This is a genomic window from Streptomyces sp. NBC_01669 (genome assembly GCF_026339735.1).
In the GTDB taxonomy this organism is placed as follows: domain Bacteria; phylum Actinomycetota; class Actinomycetes; order Streptomycetales; family Streptomycetaceae; genus Streptomyces; species Streptomyces yanii.
In genome coordinates this window covers 7406687-7422195 of the sequence record NZ_JAPEQG010000001.1, presented here as the reverse complement: position 1 = coordinate 7422195, position 15509 = coordinate 7406687, and the positions used below count along the sequence as shown (strand labels likewise).

At 70.5% G+C, this 15509-nt stretch carries 14 protein-coding genes; 3 read left to right on the top strand and 11 right to left on the bottom strand.

Going from position 1 to position 15509, the window contains the following annotated elements; translation table 11 throughout:
• Positions 1–14: 14 nt before the first annotated feature.
• The 6 genes from cobT to OG972_RS33145 all read right to left on the bottom strand — a co-directional run bounded on the left by cobT (position 15) and on the right by OG972_RS33145 (position 8406).
• Entirely contained in the window at positions 15–3284 is a 3270-nt protein-coding gene (cobT, locus tag OG972_RS33170) for a nicotinate-nucleotide--dimethylbenzimidazole phosphoribosyltransferase (RefSeq protein ID WP_266987838.1), read from the bottom strand.
• A gap of 334 nt (positions 3285–3618) precedes the next feature.
• Positions 3619–4833 carry a precorrin-6y C5,15-methyltransferase (decarboxylating) subunit CbiE gene (gene cbiE, locus OG972_RS33165; RefSeq protein WP_266987836.1) on the bottom strand — a complete coding sequence of 405 codons (1215 nt, stop codon included), beginning with the start codon at positions 4831–4833 and terminating at the stop codon, positions 3619–3621.
• 106 nt (positions 4834–4939) lie between these two features.
• Positions 4940–5617 carry a GNAT family N-acetyltransferase gene (locus tag OG972_RS33160; protein ID WP_266987834.1) on the bottom strand — a complete coding sequence of 226 codons (678 nt, stop codon included), beginning with the start codon at positions 5615–5617 and terminating at the stop codon, positions 4940–4942.
• Between the two features lie 102 nt (positions 5618–5719).
• Positions 5720–6586 (bottom strand): MetQ/NlpA family ABC transporter substrate-binding protein, encoded by an 867-nt coding sequence (locus tag OG972_RS33155; RefSeq protein ID WP_266987832.1) that lies wholly within the window; start codon positions 6584–6586, stop codon positions 5720–5722.
• Between the two features lie 75 nt (positions 6587–6661).
• On the bottom strand, positions 6662–7333 hold the full coding sequence (locus tag OG972_RS33150) for a methionine ABC transporter permease (RefSeq protein ID WP_266987830.1): 672 nt from the start codon (positions 7331–7333) through the stop codon (positions 6662–6664).
• Complete coding sequence (locus tag OG972_RS33145; RefSeq protein WP_266987828.1) at positions 7330–8406, bottom strand: methionine ABC transporter ATP-binding protein; 1077 nt, start codon at positions 8404–8406, stop codon at positions 7330–7332. The genes OG972_RS33150 and OG972_RS33145 overlap by 4 nt, the downstream gene beginning before the upstream one ends.
• 626 nt (positions 8407–9032) lie before the next feature.
• On the opposite strand from OG972_RS33145, the gene OG972_RS33140 reads away from it, so the two are divergent.
• Complete coding sequence (locus OG972_RS33140) at positions 9033–9392, top strand: hypothetical protein (protein ID WP_266987826.1); 360 nt, start codon at positions 9033–9035, stop codon at positions 9390–9392.
• Position 9393: 1 nt separating this feature from the next.
• Positions 9394–9822 carry a hypothetical protein gene (locus tag OG972_RS33135; protein WP_266987824.1) on the top strand — a complete coding sequence of 143 codons (429 nt, stop codon included), beginning with the start codon at positions 9394–9396 and terminating at the stop codon, positions 9820–9822.
• A 241-nt stretch (positions 9823–10063) separates the two neighbouring features.
• Here OG972_RS33135 and OG972_RS33130 read toward each other — a convergent pair whose 3' ends face one another.
• From OG972_RS33130 to OG972_RS33120, 3 genes are all read right to left on the bottom strand, one after another.
• Positions 10064–10567 (bottom strand): GNAT family N-acetyltransferase, encoded by a 504-nt coding sequence (locus tag OG972_RS33130; protein ID WP_266987822.1) that lies wholly within the window; start codon positions 10565–10567, stop codon positions 10064–10066.
• A 46-nt stretch (positions 10568–10613) separates the two neighbouring features.
• Positions 10614–11153: a sigma-70 family RNA polymerase sigma factor gene (locus OG972_RS33125; RefSeq protein WP_266987820.1), complete on the bottom strand. Its 540-nt coding sequence runs from the start codon at positions 11151–11153 to the stop codon at positions 10614–10616.
• Positions 11154–11252: 99 nt separating this feature from the next.
• On the bottom strand, positions 11253–12416 hold the full coding sequence (locus OG972_RS33120; protein ID WP_266987818.1) for a glycerophosphodiester phosphodiesterase: 1164 nt from the start codon (positions 12414–12416) through the stop codon (positions 11253–11255).
• A gap of 229 nt (positions 12417–12645) precedes the next feature.
• On the opposite strand from OG972_RS33120, the gene OG972_RS33115 reads away from it, so the two are divergent.
• Positions 12646–13317: a 1-acyl-sn-glycerol-3-phosphate acyltransferase gene (locus OG972_RS33115; protein WP_266987816.1), complete on the top strand. Its 672-nt coding sequence runs from the start codon at positions 12646–12648 to the stop codon at positions 13315–13317.
• Between the two features lie 99 nt (positions 13318–13416).
• Here OG972_RS33115 and OG972_RS33110 read toward each other — a convergent pair whose 3' ends face one another.
• Together OG972_RS33110 and OG972_RS33105 are read right to left on the bottom strand one after the other, a co-directional pair.
• Positions 13417–14961, bottom strand: coding sequence for an MFS transporter (locus tag OG972_RS33110; RefSeq protein ID WP_266987814.1), 1545 nt, complete (start codon positions 14959–14961; stop codon positions 13417–13419).
• Positions 14958–15509 (bottom strand): TetR/AcrR family transcriptional regulator, encoded by a 552-nt coding sequence (locus tag OG972_RS33105; protein WP_266987812.1) that lies wholly within the window; start codon positions 15507–15509, stop codon positions 14958–14960. The genes OG972_RS33110 and OG972_RS33105 overlap by 4 nt, the downstream gene beginning before the upstream one ends.

Here is a 15509-nt window from a genome sequence, read left to right as displayed (position 1 = left end):
GAGCACGGCAGGCGCTACTTCTCGGTGACGCCTGCCGAGTCGAACGTCGCCACCTCGTGCATCGCCCGCGCCGCGCTCTGCACGATCGGGAGCGCCAGCAGCGCGCCCGTTCCTTCGCCGAGGCGGAGGTCGAGGTCGACCAGCGGGCGCAGACCCAGCTTGTTGAGCGCGGCTACGTGGCCGGGCTCGGCGCTGCGGTGGCCGGCGATGCATGCGGCGAGGGCCTCGGGGGCGATCGCCCGGGCGACCAGGGCCGCGGCGCCCGCGCTGACGCCGTCCAGGATGACGGGCGTACGGAGCGAGGCGCCGCCGAGCAGGAAGCCTGCCATCGCGGCGTGCTCCAGGCCGCCGACCGCGGCGAGTACACCGATCGGGTCGGCCGGGTCGGGCTGGTGCAGTTCGAGGGCTCGGCGGACCACGTCGACCTTGCGGGCGTGCATCTCGTCGTTGATGCCGGTGCCGCGACCGGTCACCTCGGCCGGGTCCATGCCGGTGTACACGCAGATCAGTGCGGCGGACGCGGTGGTGTTGGCGATGCCCATCTCACCGGTGAGCAGGCCCTTGTTGCCCGCAGCGACCAGGTCGCGGGCCGTCTCGATGCCGACCTCGATGGCCGAGAGGACCTCCTCACGGGTGAGGGCGGGGCCGGTGGTGAAGTCGGCCGTGCCGGCGCGCACCTTGCGGGGCAGCAGGCCGGGTGTCGCGGGCAGCTCCGTGGCGACGCCGACGTCGACCACACACACTTCGGCGCCGACCTGGGACGCGAACGCGTTGCAGACCGCGCCGCCGCCGAGGAAGTTGGCGACCATCTGGCCGGTGACCTCCTGCGGCCACGCGGTCACGCCCTGGGCGTGCACCCCGTGGTCCCCGGCGAAGATCGCGACGGCCGCGGGCTCCGGGATGGGCGGCGGGCACATCCGGGAGAGGCCGGAGAGCTGTGCGGAGATGATCTCCAGCATGCCGAGCGCACCGGCCGGCTTGGTCATCCGCTTCTGGCGTTCCCAGGCCTCGCCGAGCGCCTTGGCATCCAGCGGGCGGATGTTGGAGATGGTCTCCTGCAGCAGGTCGTGCGGTTCCTCGCCGGGGAGGGCGCGGCGGCCGTACGTCTCCTCGTGGACGACCCAGGACAGCGGGCGGCGCTTGGACCAGCCCGCCTGCATCAGTTCGGGCTCCTCGGGGAACTCGTCGACGTAACCGACACAGAGGTACGCGACGACTTCGAGGTGCTCGGGCAGGCCCAGGGCGCGGACCATCTCGCGCTCGTCGAAGAAGCTGACCCAGCCGACGCCGAGGCCCTCCGCGCGAGCGGCGAGCCACAGGTTCTCGACGGCGAGCGCCGAGGAGTACGGGGCCATCTGCGGCTGGGTGTGCCGGCCGAGCGTGTGGCGGCCGCCGCGGGTGGGGTCGGCGGTGACGACGATGTTGACCGGGGTGTCAAGGATCGCCTCGATCTTCAGTTCCTTGAACTGCTTGGCCCGGCCCTTGGGCAGCGACTTGGCGTAGGCGTCGCGCTGACGCTGCGCCAGTTCGTGCATGGAGCGGCGGGTCTCCGCCGAGCGGATGACGACGAAGTCCCAGGGCTGCGAGTGGCCGACGCTGGGCGCCGTGTGCGCGGCTTCGAGGACGCGGAGCAGGACCTCGTGCGGGATGGGGTCGCTGCGGAAGCCGTTGCGGATGTCGCGACGTTCGCGCATCACCCGGAGCACGGCTTCGCGCTCGGCGTCGTCGTAGCCGGGGGCGGGTGCGGAAGCGGGAGCCGGGGTCTGGGCGGCGGCCTCCGCGGCCTCGGGCTCTGCCGCGGCGGCGGCCTGGACCGCTTCGACGGGCTGCTGGTCCGCAACGGGCTCCGTGTCGGCCGGCTCCGTGTGCCCGGAGACCTCTGCGGGCTCGGCGGCAACTGCGGCGGGCGCGTCGGCCACGGGGGCCGTGAGGTCCGGGGTCTCGATGACCTCGGGGCCGGTTTCGGGCTCCGGTTCGGGGGCCGTCACCGTCTCGGGCGCAGCCTCGGCCACGAGGACGGGTGCGGGGGCGGGCTCCTCCGGAGCGATGACCGGCTCGGGGGCGACGACCGGCTCGGGGGCCACGACCGGCTCGGGGGCCAGGACCGGCTCCTGGACGGCGACCGGCGCGGGGGCCGGTGCTTCGACCGCTTCGACCGGATGGACGGTCCCGGCGGTCTCGATGACCGGGGCGGGTGCGGGCTCGACGGCGATCGCCACACGCTCGGGTTCGGGCGCGGGCTCGAATGCCGCGACCGGCTCCGCCGCCGGCATCGGGGCCAGATGCGGGGTGGTCGGCACCGACCCCTCCACGGGCACGAACCGGCCTGCGGACGCTGCTTCCACCGGCGTCTCCACCGGAGCGGGGGCCTCCGCGGACGGCTCGAACGGAACCTCGGCCGCGGCCGGCACGGCGACCGGCTCTGCAGCCGGTTCGGCCACCGGGGCGGGCTCGACGGACTCCGGAACGACCGTTTCTGCGACAAATTCCGCGGCCACGGGCGCCGCGACCTGCTCCGGTACATGGGCCGCCCACGGGCTCCCGCCCTGCGGCGGGATCTCGCCGAGCTGCGGGCCCGGCAGCACAGCCGCTTCGGTGCCCGGCTGGTCGAAGTACTCGGGACCGGTGGTGGGCGGTCCCGAGTGCCGTGCGGGCATCGGGGTCTGCGGCGCGCCCGCGGGCCCTCGGTCGGCGAGCGAACGGACCACTCCGCCGGTCGGCGTCCCGCCGTACGACGGGGTCGACTCACCCGAGGCCGGGCCGCGGTGCAGCGGTCGGCGTACGGGGGCGGCGGCCTGCGCCACCGCAGCCTGTGCGGGAGCGGGGGCCTGGGCCGGCATACGTACGCCATTGAGGTCGACGGCACCCGAGTCGCGGCCGCCGGACTCGTGCGTGCCCTGCCCGGTCTCGGTCATCGCTCCGGCCACCGCCTGCTGCACGGCGTACACCGCCGGGTCCGGCGCCTGGACCTGCACGGGTCCCTGGGCCTGTACGGCCTGCATGGTGGGCCGGCCCTGCGGCTGCGCCTGGTAGGCGGCCTGCTCGGCCATGGGTGCCGGTGCCTGCACGGCTCCGCCGTCCGTCGACTGACCGGGGGCCGGGGCCACCTGCTGGTCGCTCCAGGCGCCCTGCGGGCTCGGCATCAGCAGAAGGTCGTCGTCCTCGGGCGCATGCTCGGAGGGGTCGAGGAAGGTGTACGCACCCGGGGCGGGGATGCCCGGTTGCTCCACCATGCCTGCGTTCTCCGGCAGTCCCTCGCCCGGGATCTGGCCGGTGTCACTCATGCGTACCCCTCGCCCATCGTCAGTGCTCCTTCGGCCCTTCGCCCGGGACGCCCGAACACGGCACGCCGGTGCTCGTCATGAAGAACGAGCGGGCTCGCCGCGCGGCACGAATCGGACGCGGACGTACATCATTCTCGCGGCCGTTCGCCGCCGCGGCAGGCAGTTCTGCCACGGCTCGTTGTGGGCTGCGCCACGTTGCGCGTCCCCCGGGGTTTGCCGTACCACAACGAGGCCCAAAACGGTCCCCTTTTCCGGACATTGACGAACGAACCGACGAACGTCCAGGTGCGGTGCAACGATCGGCCAGCCTACCTCGCGCAGTACGCCGACCGGGTCACGGGGCGAGGTCCGATCGCACGGCCGAGAGCAGAAACACGACCGAGCGTTCGCGCTCCGCCCATGCGGACGTGTCGAGTTCGACGGACTGGAGGAGTGCGCACTCGACCGTGTAACCGTTCCCGGTGAGTGCGGCGCCGAGCGCTTCGGCCTCGTCGCGGGTCGAGGCGTGGGTGACGATCCGTTCGGGCCGGCGGTCGGCGACGGCGGTGACGACGGGGACGCCGCCGCCCCCGATCCGTACGACATCCGGCTCGGGCAGCCGCTCCAGCACATGGGGTGCGCGGCCCTGGACGACCTGGAGCTGTACACCGAAGGCGCGGGCAGCGGCGGCCGTTCGGGCGCAGGCGTCCGGGTCGCTGTCGACCGCCAGGACCGCCGCACCGAACCGCGCCGCCTCCACGGAGAGGGCGCCACTGCCGGAGCCGATGTCCCAGACGAGGTCGCCGGTACGCGGGCCGAGGCGGGCGAGTTGGGCGGCGCGCAGCCCCGGGGATTCGCCCTCGGGGTCGGTGGCGCTGTCCGGGTAGGCGTCGGAGGGCAGCGCCCAGCCCCGTACGCCGTGGGGGTGGCGGCCCGAGATCCAGGCACCGGTGGCCTGCTGTTCGGGTCCGCCGCCGATGACGATCACCACGTTCGGGTCGCGCCAGACGTGGTCGGCGGCCTTGTCGGAGGTCAGGACCGTGACCTGTTCGCGTGCGGTGCCGAGTTCCTCACAGATGACGAAGGTGCGGTGGACGCCGTCGAGGAGCAGGGCGAGTTCGGCGGGTCCCGCGCCGGGCGAGGTGAGGACGGCGACCTTGTGGTGGGCGCGGCAGACGTTGACGGCGCGGCGCAGGGTGCGGGGGTGGGCGACGACGATCTGGGCGTCCTCCCAGGGCATTCCGGCGCGGGCGAACGCGGTGGCCACGGCCGACACGGCAGGCACGACTTCGACTTCCAGGCCGTGTTCGGGTGCGCGGAGGTTGCGTACGACCCCGAAGAAGCCGGGGTCGCCGTCGGCGAGGACCACGGCGGTGCCGCGATGGCCGGCGATCCTGCGGGCGGCCAGGTCGATGGAGCCGAGGCGGATCCGTTCGGCTGCTGCCGGAACTTCGGGGAGAGCGAGGTGGTGGGCGGCGCCCGCAACGAGGGTGGCGGCCGAGAGCGCGGCCGTGGCCACTGCGGTCAGTGGCGAGCCGTCCCAGCCGATCACCGTGACCCGGTCGGCCATCTGTCGTCAGTCTCCTGGAGTTGTCGCAGGTGGGCTGCCCGCGAGAGGGCGGGCAGGGTGAGACTATCCGGTCCCCGACCGGTCCGTACCGGTGCGGTCCCCTGCGTCAGTTCCAGTCGCTGTAGGTGCCGTAGCCGCCGGCGTCGGCCAGCTGCTCGGCGACTCCGTCGAGGTCCTCGGGAAGCAGGCCCCAGACGATCAGGTCGGTCCTGATGTCGGTCCAGCCGCCGTCCTCGGTCTGAGTGCGCGCTATCCGGGCGTTGCGCAGGACGCCCTCGCTGATGCAGCCGAGCTTCTGGGCGACCTGCTGGGAGGCGGTGTTGTCGGCGGCGGTGCGCAGTTCGATGCGTTCGAAGCCCTGGTCGCGGAAGAGCCACTGGGCGACGGCGAGGACCGACTCGGTGGCGTATCCCTCGCCGCGGGCCCAGGGGGCCGTGATGTAGGCGGCCTCGGTGGCGAGGGTGCGCCAGTCGGTGTTCCGCAGCCGGACCGAGCCGACGAGACGCTGGGTGAGGAATTCGGTGACGGCGAAGACGATGCCGTCGCCGCCCGTTCGCTGTGCAGGAGCGATCCTGCGGACCCAGCGTTCGGCGTCGACCTGGGTGTAGGGGTGGGGCGCCTCGGTCCAGGCGGTGACGAGTTCGTCGTTCATCATCTCGACGTACGCGGGAACGTCGGCCATGTCGAAGGGGCGCAGCACCAACCGATCCGTGCTGATGGAGATGGACGGAAAGGTGGAAGTCATGCGCAGCTCCATGCCGAAGACCGTGTAAAGGCACAGCATGCAGCATGGGACGGACCTTGCGCATGGCCGGGTCCGCACGGCGGAGCCCCGCGCACCCCGGTGGGGTGCGCGGGGCTCGGCCACGCAGGTGCGGTACGGGTGTCAGGAGTTGCCGAGGGCACCGAAGGCGGGAATGACCGAGCCCTGGTAGGTGTCCTCGATGAACTTCTTGACCTCGTCGGAGTGGAGGAGCTTCACGAGCTTCTGGACGCGGGCGTCCTTCTCGTTGCCCTGCTTCACGGCGAGGATGTTGGCGTACGGGTTGCCGTCCGCCTTCTCCAGCACGAGGGCGTCCTTGGCGGGCTTGAGCTTGGCCTCGATGGCGTAGTTGCCGTTGATGACGGCGGCGTCGACATCGTTCAGGGCGCGGGGAACGGTTGCGGCCTCCAGCTCCTTGAACTCCAGGCCCTTCTTGTCCGTGATGTCGCTGATCTTGGCGTTGGTGCCGACGCCGTCCTTGACGGTGATCAGGCCGTTCGCGGCGAGGAGCTGGAGGGCGCGGCCCTCGTTGGTGGTGTCGTTCGGTACGGCGATGGTCTGGCCGGCCTTGATGTCCTTCAGGTCCTTGACCTTGTTGGAGTAGAGGCCGAGCGGCTCCAGGTGCACGTTGGCGACCGCGACGATGTGGGTGTTGTTCTTCTTGTTGAAGTCGTCGAGGTACGGCTGGTGCTGGAAGAAGTTGGCGTCGACCTGGCCGTTCTCGGTGGCGGTGTTCGGCAGGACGTAGTCCGTGAACTCCTTGACCTCGAGCTTGAGGCCCGCCTTGGCCGCCAGGTTCTTCTTGACGAAGTTCAGGATGTCGGCGTGCGGCGTCGGGGACGCCGCGACCACGAGCGCCTTGGAGGTATCGGCCTTCGCGCCGGTCTCGCTCTTGGAGGCCGGGTCGGACGACGTACCGCAGGCGGTGAGGCCGAAGGCGAGGGCGGCGGTGGCGGCGGCAGCTGCGGTGATCTTGATGTTCTTACGCACGAAAAGTGCCTCTTTCTGGTGGTGAGGGTGGTGCGCCCGGACAAGGAGTTCGGGCTTGTGAGCGGAGAGAAAGTCTCAGGAGGCGGTGCGGCCCCGCCGGGCCAGCAGGCGTACGGCGATGTCGCCGATCAGCTGGACCGCGGTCACGATGACGACGAGCAGCGCGACGGTGATGAGCATGAACCGGTTGTCGAAGCGCTGGAATCCGTAGGTGACGGCCTTGGAGCCGAGTCCTTCGCCGCCGACCGCGCCGGCCATCGCGGAGTACCCGATGAGCACGATGACGGTGGTGGTGATCCCGGAGACGAGCGACGGCAGGGCCTGCGGCAGCAGGACCTTGCGGACGATCGTCGGGATGGATCCGCCCATCGACTGGACGGCTTCGACGAGCCCGTGGTCGACCTCGCGGATCGATGTCTCGACGAGCCGGGCGAAGAACGGGATGGCGCCGACGGCGAGCGGCACGATCATCGCGGTCGGGCCGATGAAGGTGCCGACGACCCAGGTGGTGAAGGGGATCAGGGCGATCAGCAGGATGATGAACGGCAGCGAGCGGCCGATGTTCACGATCACGCCGATGACCTTGTTCACCACGGTGCTCCGGAGCAGTCCGCCCTTGTCGGTGAGGACCAGCAGCACGCCGAGGGGCAGTCCGACGAGGACGGTGACGAGCGCGGACCACAGCACCATGTAGAGGGTGTCGACGGTTCCCTGGGACAGCAGCGGCTGCATTTCGGACCAGGTCACTTGGCCACCTCCTTGGCGAGCGGGGTCTGGGTGAGCGGGGCGGGAGTCTGTACGGGGATGCCGGCGGCGGCCGTGTCCACGACCTCGGCCTGCAGGCCCTGCTCGCGCAGGAAGCCGATGGGTACGACGTTCTCCTCGAAGCGACCGGGCAGCTCGATCCGCATCCGGCCGATCTGCTTCCCGCCGACGGTGTCCATCGCGGCGCCCAGGATCGAGATGTCGATGTTGTACGTACGGGAGAGCTGGGAGATCACCGGCTGGGACGCCGCCTCGCCGTGGAAGGTGACGTCGACGACCGTGCGGTCGGGGCCGGAGGCCGTACCGCCGACCGGGAACAGCTCGTGGGCCAGTTCGGAGCCGGGGGTGGCGAGCAGTCCACCGACGGTGCCGGACTCGACGATGCGTCCCTTCTGCATGAGCGCGGCCGAGTCGCAGATCGTCTTGACGACGTCCATCTCGTGCGTGATCAGCAGGACGGTCAGGCCGAGCTGCTGGTTGAGGTCGCGCAGCAGCTGCAGGATGGAGCGGGTGGTCTCGGGGTCGAGGGCGGAGGTCGCCTCGTCGGAGAGCAGCACCTTGGGATCCCCGGCGAGGGCGCGGGCGATGCCGACGCGCTGCTTCTGACCGCCGGAGAGCTGGCCGGGGTACGCCTTCGCCTTGTCGGCGAGGCCGACCAGGTCGAGCAGTTCGAGGGCCTTGCGGGTGCGCTCCCGGCCCTGGACACCGAGGATTTCGAGCGGCAGCTCGATGTTGTCCTGGACGTTGCGCGAGGCCAGCAGGTTGAAGTGCTGGAAGACCATGCCGATGCGGCTGCGCGCCTCGCGCAGCTCCTTACCGGCCCGGCGGCCCCGGCCCGCGAGGGCGGTGAGGTCCTGGCCGGCCACGGTCACGGTGCCGGAGGTGGGGCGTTCGAGCAGGTTGATGCAGCGGATCAGGGAGGATTTGCCGGCGCCGCTCTGTCCGATGACGCCGTACACCTCGCCCTCGCGGACGTGCAGGTCGACGCCGTCCAGGGCGGTGACCTCACGGCCGCGCGACTGGTAGACCTTCGTGAGGCCTGTAGTGGTGATCACAGGGTTTCCGTCACTGTCGAGTGCACGGCGCGGTGTCCGCCGGGCACGGGGCGTTCGTCTGATGAGACTGTTCGGACTCGGATGTTCGGGCCGGTGGGTCTCGGCAGGCTGCGGGCGGCGGGTGACCGGGGGGCAGCGCATGCGGGGGCAGGCTCGTTCCGCTGGGTGCGGACGGCAGGCTCGGTCTCGCTTCGGGGCGCGAGGCTCAGGCGGGGGCCCTCAGAAGGCGCGCATTCGACACATACAACGGGCACCGGGCGTAGTGATCGCCTCGGTCGCAAGGATGCGGCTGCTCGTCGTGGTCATGCGGCAAGTAAAACAGACGTCCCGTTCCACCGAGCCCGCCTGTCCGAATAGCGGACAGTTCTGGTCAGTCCGTGGACCTGCGCACCGGGCAGCCGTGATCCCGGTGAAACCCTCCGTGACCTGCACCGATACGGCGGCGGAACGGTGCGGCCGCATCTGCGGGCGGCCCGGACCGGTCGTGGGTTGTGGCCAAGGCCACGGCCCTGATCCCTGCGCCGGAAGCAGCGCCCGGGCGCGGATCTGCACGCGCGTCCTCACCGGCCGGCCCGGGCCCCGGGGGCGCACGCGGGACGCCGTCCGGTCCGTAATACCCTCGCTTCATGCTTGTCGCCCTGACGGTCGCGGTCGCCGTGGCCGCGCTCGCCCTCGCCGCCTGGTGCGGTTTCGCCGCCTACCGGGACCAGCCGACCAAGGACTGGCACTTCATCGGAATGGCCGTGGTGTCGCTGCTGGCGCTGGCCCAGTTGGTGGTGGGGATCGTGCTGCTGGCCCGGGGCGAGCGGCCGGAGCAGGGCATGACGATCTTCATCTGTTATCTGATCGGCGCCTTCGCGGCCGTGCCCGCAGCGGGTTTCCTGTCGCTGACCGAGCGGACCCGGTGGGGATCGGTGACGGTGGCGGCGGGCGCGGTCGTACTGGCCGTCCTGGAAGTACGGCTCTACGACATCTGGGGAAGCTGACGTGACCGACACCGATCGCCGCTCCGCCGGCGAGAAGACCGGCTTCCAGCTGAGCACCGGACCGGGCCGCGTACTGGTCTGGTTCTACGGGGTGTTCACCGTGGCCGCCGCCTCCCGCGCGATCGTCCAGATGATCCTGGACTTCGGCAGGGCTCCGCTCGCCTATGTGCTGTCGGCCGTCGCCGCGCTGGTGTACGGCTTCATCACGTACTCGCTGGTGCGCGGCGGCGAAAAGGCGCGCAGGACGGCGCTGGTGTGCTGCGCCGCCGAGCTCGCGGGCGTGCTGATCGTCGGTACGTGGACGCTGGTCGAGCCGTCCGCCTTCGCGGACGCCACCGTCTGGTCGTACCTCGGCAGGGACTACCTGTTCATCCCGGTGATCCTGCCGGTCACCGGGATGATCTGGCTGCGTCGCGCGAAGAACGCGTAACGCCCGCACCGTTCCTGGGCAGTGGGCAGGAGTGAGTCCTGGCTCACCGGCAGGCCCTCCCCCAAGGCCTTAAGGGCCAGGGGGGACCCCCTTCCGCGTTGGCCAAAAGCCCTGGTGGCTCCTTCCCCAAGCTCTCAACTCCGTTCGAGCAGGGGAGACCCCATCCCAGGACGTCCGGCCGCCTTGCGATCGCACGCACCGGACGACGCTCGTCACGGGGCAAGCAATGCCGGTCGCGGCACTAGGCGCTGGCGACGTAGGCCCGCTCGGCGACGTCCTTCTCCAGAAGGATCAGCCGGACACCGTCCTGACCGGTGGCGCTGCCCACAGGGGCGTAACCCGCTCGCCGGTAGAGCCGCAGATTGGTCTCGCTGCGGTGCCCGGTGTGCAGCCGGAACCGGGTGGCCGACCGCTGGTCGGCGAGTGCGGACTCCGCGGCGTTCAGCAGCCGGGCGCCGAGCCCGTGCCCCTGGAGCCGGGGGTGCACACAGAGCTTGCCTATCTCTCCGGTCCCGTCCGGATCGGTGGATCCGCGTACCGAACCGACGACTTCGTCACCGAGCCGTGCCACGAACACCAGGTTCGCGGTCACTTCGTCACGGACCGAGTCGAGGGTCTGCACCAGCGGGTCGATGCGGTAATTCCCGTAGAGCTCCGCCTCGCCCTGAAAACAGAGGTACTGGAGCTTCAGTATCTGTTCGGCGTCCTCCGCGGTCGCCGCCGAGATGATCACACTCATGCCCATGTGTGCATGCCTCCCGCTCACCTGGTCCACCGGTTGTCCCCTGCTCCTATCCCCGCAGTTCAGGAACGACAACCTCCGCCGCGAGCATTCTGCGCAGACATCCAAGGCATCGGGAACGGATCGGCCCCAAACTACCTTGTGACATACCCAACTTCCCTGCGATTTCCTTATACGTGGAATCGGTCGGGGCGAGCATCGCCGCCAGCAGGCTCGCGCACCGTCCGGGCAGCCGCTCCACCGCGGCGTGCAGCGCACGGCGTTCGTCGGCGCCGACCGCGGACCGCTCGGGGCAGTCGGCCGGATCCGGGATGGTCCCATCGGCGTACGGACGTTCGCGCCGCGCGGTACGGCGGGCGCGGCGCGCCTCCTCCCGTACGGTGTCGCGAACCCAGCGGGCCGGGTCGGCCGGCGGTGTCCGGTCCGCGAGCAGTTCCAGCAGCCGCAGCCAGACGGTCTGTTCGAGATCGGCGGGTTCGACGGCCGCGCCCACTGCCGCGCAGCCGGCCTCGGCCGTCGCCTCGGCGCTGACGAGGGGGTACAGGGCGCGCACGACGGCGGCGGGGGCGTCTGCGGGAAGCGTCGTCATGCCTCACCCGACGTGCCACCGCGGACGGGCGGTTGCCGTCCGCGGGGCGCATCACCCGACCGGGGCATGACCGGCCGGGCGCTGACGCGGGGCGATATGTCAGTTCTTCGTGAAGTCCTCGGCGGCGAGCAGGGCGGTGTCCGGGTTGTCGGAGAAGATCCCGTCGATGCCGGTCGCGAAGTACGTCCGGAACGCGCCGAAGGCGTCGCCGTACGCGTTGGGGTCGGTGCCGCGACGGAAGTCGGCGGGCAGGAAGGAGTTCTCGTTGCGCATCGTGTACGGGTGCAGGATCAGGCCCTGCTCGTGCGCGTCCTGCACGAGGGAGGTCGGCGTGGTGAGCCGGCCCGACGCGTCCTTGGGAATGATCAGGTCCAGCGTGGGGCCTATGCCCTGTGCGAAGGACGACATCCACTTCAGCCCCGCGGGGGTCACGAGGTCGTCGACCGTGCGTGGGTCTCCGGTCGCGACGAAGTCCCAGGGCCGCGATCCGGCGCCGGAGAGCAGGACGACGCGCGGGGAGGCGACGAGCTTCGACAGCCGCTGGATGCTGCTGGGTTCGAAGGACTGGAGAATCAGCGGCGACTGCGCGCGGTGGCGGTTGTAGCGGCGCAGCAGCTTGGCGAGGGGCTCCTCCAGGCCGAGCCCGAGGCCTCGGAAGTAGGTGGGGTGCTTGGTCTCGACGTACAGCCAGATCTGCTTGCCGCGCCTGCGGCCCTCGCGGTCGGCCCACTGGAGCACCTCTTCGAAGGTGGGGACCTCCCAGCGGCCGTCGTAGAGGGTGTTCTTCTGGCGGTTGCCCGGGATGCGCTCCTTGGCGCGCAGCGTCTTCAGCTCGGCGAGGGTGAAGTCCTCGGTGAACCAGCCGGTCAGGGAGACCCCGTCGACCTTCTTGGTGGTCCTGCGGCCGGCGAACTCGGGGTGGGCCGATACATCGGTCGTGGCGGTGATGTCGTTCTCGTGACGGCAGACGAGATGGCCGTCCTTGGTGGGGACCAGGTCCTGCTCGATGATGTGCGCGCCCATGTCGAGGGCCAGCTGGTACGAGCCGAGGGTGTGCTCCGGTCGGTAGCCACTCGTGCCGCGGTGACCGATGACGGTCGGCACGGGAAGGTCCAGCCGGCTGCCGTGGTCGCCGCCGTGGCCACCGGTCCGCTCGGCGGCGTCCGCCGTGCCGGGAAGTCCGAGCGCGGCCGTGCCGAGTACGGCCGCTCCCGCTCCCAGGACGGTCCGACGACCGGGGTTCGCCTGCGCACGCTCTGTCATGAATGCTCCCTCGCATGTGATGTGTGGCACCGTCGAGCGAGGCCCGATCGTAGGCAGCCACACCGTCCGGACGGCAGCTCATGGACGAACATGGCGGAAACACACGTCAACACTGCGTGTCGACTCGATGAACCCGATGTGCGATCAGCGAGTACCCGCGAGTATCGTCCTCACCTGCATGGACCGTCACGATCCCGCGCCTCGGCCGGCCACTACACCGGAGGAACCGTTGTCCCGACACGCACTCATCAAGGCAGTGCTCGGACCGATCTTGCGCCTGATGTTCCGCCCCCAGGTGGAGGGCGTGGAGAACATTCCGGGCGACGGTCCGGTGATCCTCGCGGGCAACCATCTGACGTTCATCGACTCGATGATCATGCCGATCTGCTGCGACCGGCCGGTGTTCTACATCGGCAAGGACGAGTACGTGACGGGCAAGGGCCTCAAGGGCCGGCTGATGGCCTGGTTCTTCACCGGCTGCGGCATGATCCCGGTGGACCGGGACGGTGGACGCGGCGGTGTCGCGGCGCTGATGACGGGCCGTCGGGTGCTGGAGGAGGGCAAGGCGTTCGCCATCTACCCGGAGGGCACCCGCTCCCCCGACGGCCGCCTCTACCGCGGTCGTACGGGCATCGCCCGGCTGACGCTGATGACGGGCGCGCCGGTGGTGCCGTTCGCGATGATCGGAACGGACAAGCTGCAGCCCGGTGGTGCCGGTCTCCCCCGTCCCGGCAAGGTGACGGTCCGCTTCGGCGAGCAGATGGAGTTCTCCCGGTACGAGGGCATGGACCGCGACCGCTATGTCCTGCGGGCGGTGACGGACTCCGTGATGGCCGAGGTGATGCGGCTGTCGGGCCAGGAGTACGTCGACATGTACGCAACGAAGGCGAAGGCCGCCTGATCGGACTTGTGGAAGGGCCCGTACCCCGTTCGGCGGTACGGGCCCTTCCGTATGTCGGGACAACCCGAATGGCCGCAGAAGGACGGGGCCAGGATGTCGCTAAGGGTGTTCGATCTCCTCCTCCAGCGCCTGGCCGCGCAGCAGGAACCAGGAGGCGACGGCCGTCGCCAGCAGGACCACAGCACCGAGGCCCGCGGCGATGTGCAGCCCGTCGACGAACGAGGCCTGCGCCGCGGAGACCAGGGCGTTCCCCTGCGCCTCCGGCAGGCCGTGGGCCGCTTCGACCGCGCCGCCCAGTGACTCGTGGGCGGCCGCTGCGGTCTCGGCCGGGACGCCGTTCGGGGTGACGAAGTCCTGGTAGACGCCGGTGACGATGGAGCCGAGCAGAGCGATACCCAGGGCCGCGCCGAGCTCGTACGCCGTCTCGGAGACCGCGGACGCGGAGCCCGCGTGCTCCTTCGGGACGCTGGAGAGGATCACGTCCGAGGTCACGGTGAAGGCGAAGCCCGCGCCGATGCCGACGACCAGCAGCAGCAGACCGATCAGCGGATAGCCGGTCTCCTGGTGGACGAAGGTGACGGCGGCGAGTGCGACGCCGACCGCCGCCAGTCCGGCGGAGACCACGGACCGGACCGAGAAGCGGCGGGCGGTCATGCCCGCGACCAGACCGCAGGCAACCGCGCCGACGGCCGCGGGCAGTTCGGCGAGCCCGGCCTCCAGCGGTCCGCGTCCCTGGACCAGTTGCAGGAACTGGGAGAGGAAGAAGACGAGCCCGGACAGGCCGAGGATGGTGAGCAGGTCGGCGAGGACCGCGCCCGAGAAGCCCCGGTGGTGGAAGAGCCGCATGTCCAGCAGCGGATCAGGGAGCTTCAGCTGCCTGCGGACGAACCAGTACAGTGCGCCCGCACCGCCGATACCGGAGACCGCGACCTCCCAGCTCGCCCCGTGCGCGGCCAGCTCCTTGATCGCGTACACGACACCGATCATGCCGATCAGGGAGAGCGCGACACTGACCAGGTCCCAGGGGCCGGGCGCCGGGTTCTTCGACTCCGGAAGCATGCGGATGCCGACGACCACGAGGACCACCATCACCGGCAGATTGATCAGGAAGACCGAACCCCACCAGAAGTGCTGGAGCAGGAATCCTCCGACGACGGGACCCACGGCCGCGCCCGCCGACGCCATGGCCCCCCAGATACCGATGGCGAAGCTGCGCTCGCGCGGGTCGTTGAAGAGGTTGCGGATCAGGGCGAGGGTGGATGGCATCAGGGTGGCGCCGGCGACCCCGAGCAGCGCCCGCGCCAGGATCATCATCTCGGGGCTGCTCGCGTACGCGTTCAGCACGGAGACCGCACCGAACGCGGTGGCGCCGCTCAGCAGCAGCTTCTTGCGGCCGATGCGGTCACCGAGGCTGCCCATGGAGACCAGGAGTCCGGCGATGACGAACGAGTAGACATCGCCGATCCAGAGGAGCTGGGTGCCGGTCGGCTGGAGATCCTCGGTGAGGAACGGTGTCGCCAGACCGAGGACCGTGGCGTCGACGGCCACCAGCAGCACGGCGAGGACGAGGACGGCCAGCGCGATCCACCGCCCGGGTCGGCGCAGCTCGTCCGACGTCTCCGTGTGCGGGTCGATGCTGGTCATTGCTCCACGCTCCGGCGTGCTCCGCCGAGCAGCAACTCGACGATCATGTACTGGAAGTCCTGTCCGGCAACCCGGCCCACCTGGACAGCCCAGGCACCGGTGGAGACGAGTCCGTAGAGGGCCTCGGTCAGCCATGCCGGGGTCAGGTCGATCCTGAACTCGCCGCGCTCCTGGCCGCGCCGGAAGAAGGCGGAGACCCGTGCGTCCGTCCGGCTCCAGCCCTCGTTCACCTCCTCGCCCTCGAAGAGCTGGTTCTCCGTGACGAGGAAGGACAGCAGTCCGGCGCTCGGTTCAACGGCCGCGATCAGCCGCCGCAGCGCCTCCTCCGAGGTTCCCTTGTCGAGCTCAGCGGCGTCCAAGGCCGCTTCGAACTCCTGGATCCCCAGGTTCTCCAATGCTCTGACCAGGGCGTCCCGTCCGGCGAAGTGCCGATGCAGGGTGGCGCGCCCGATGCCCGCCGCCCGGGCGACCTCGTCCATGGTGGCGGTCGATTTACGGGTCAGCAGAGCGGCGGCGCTGCGCAGCACCTGCTCACGGTCAAGAGTCAT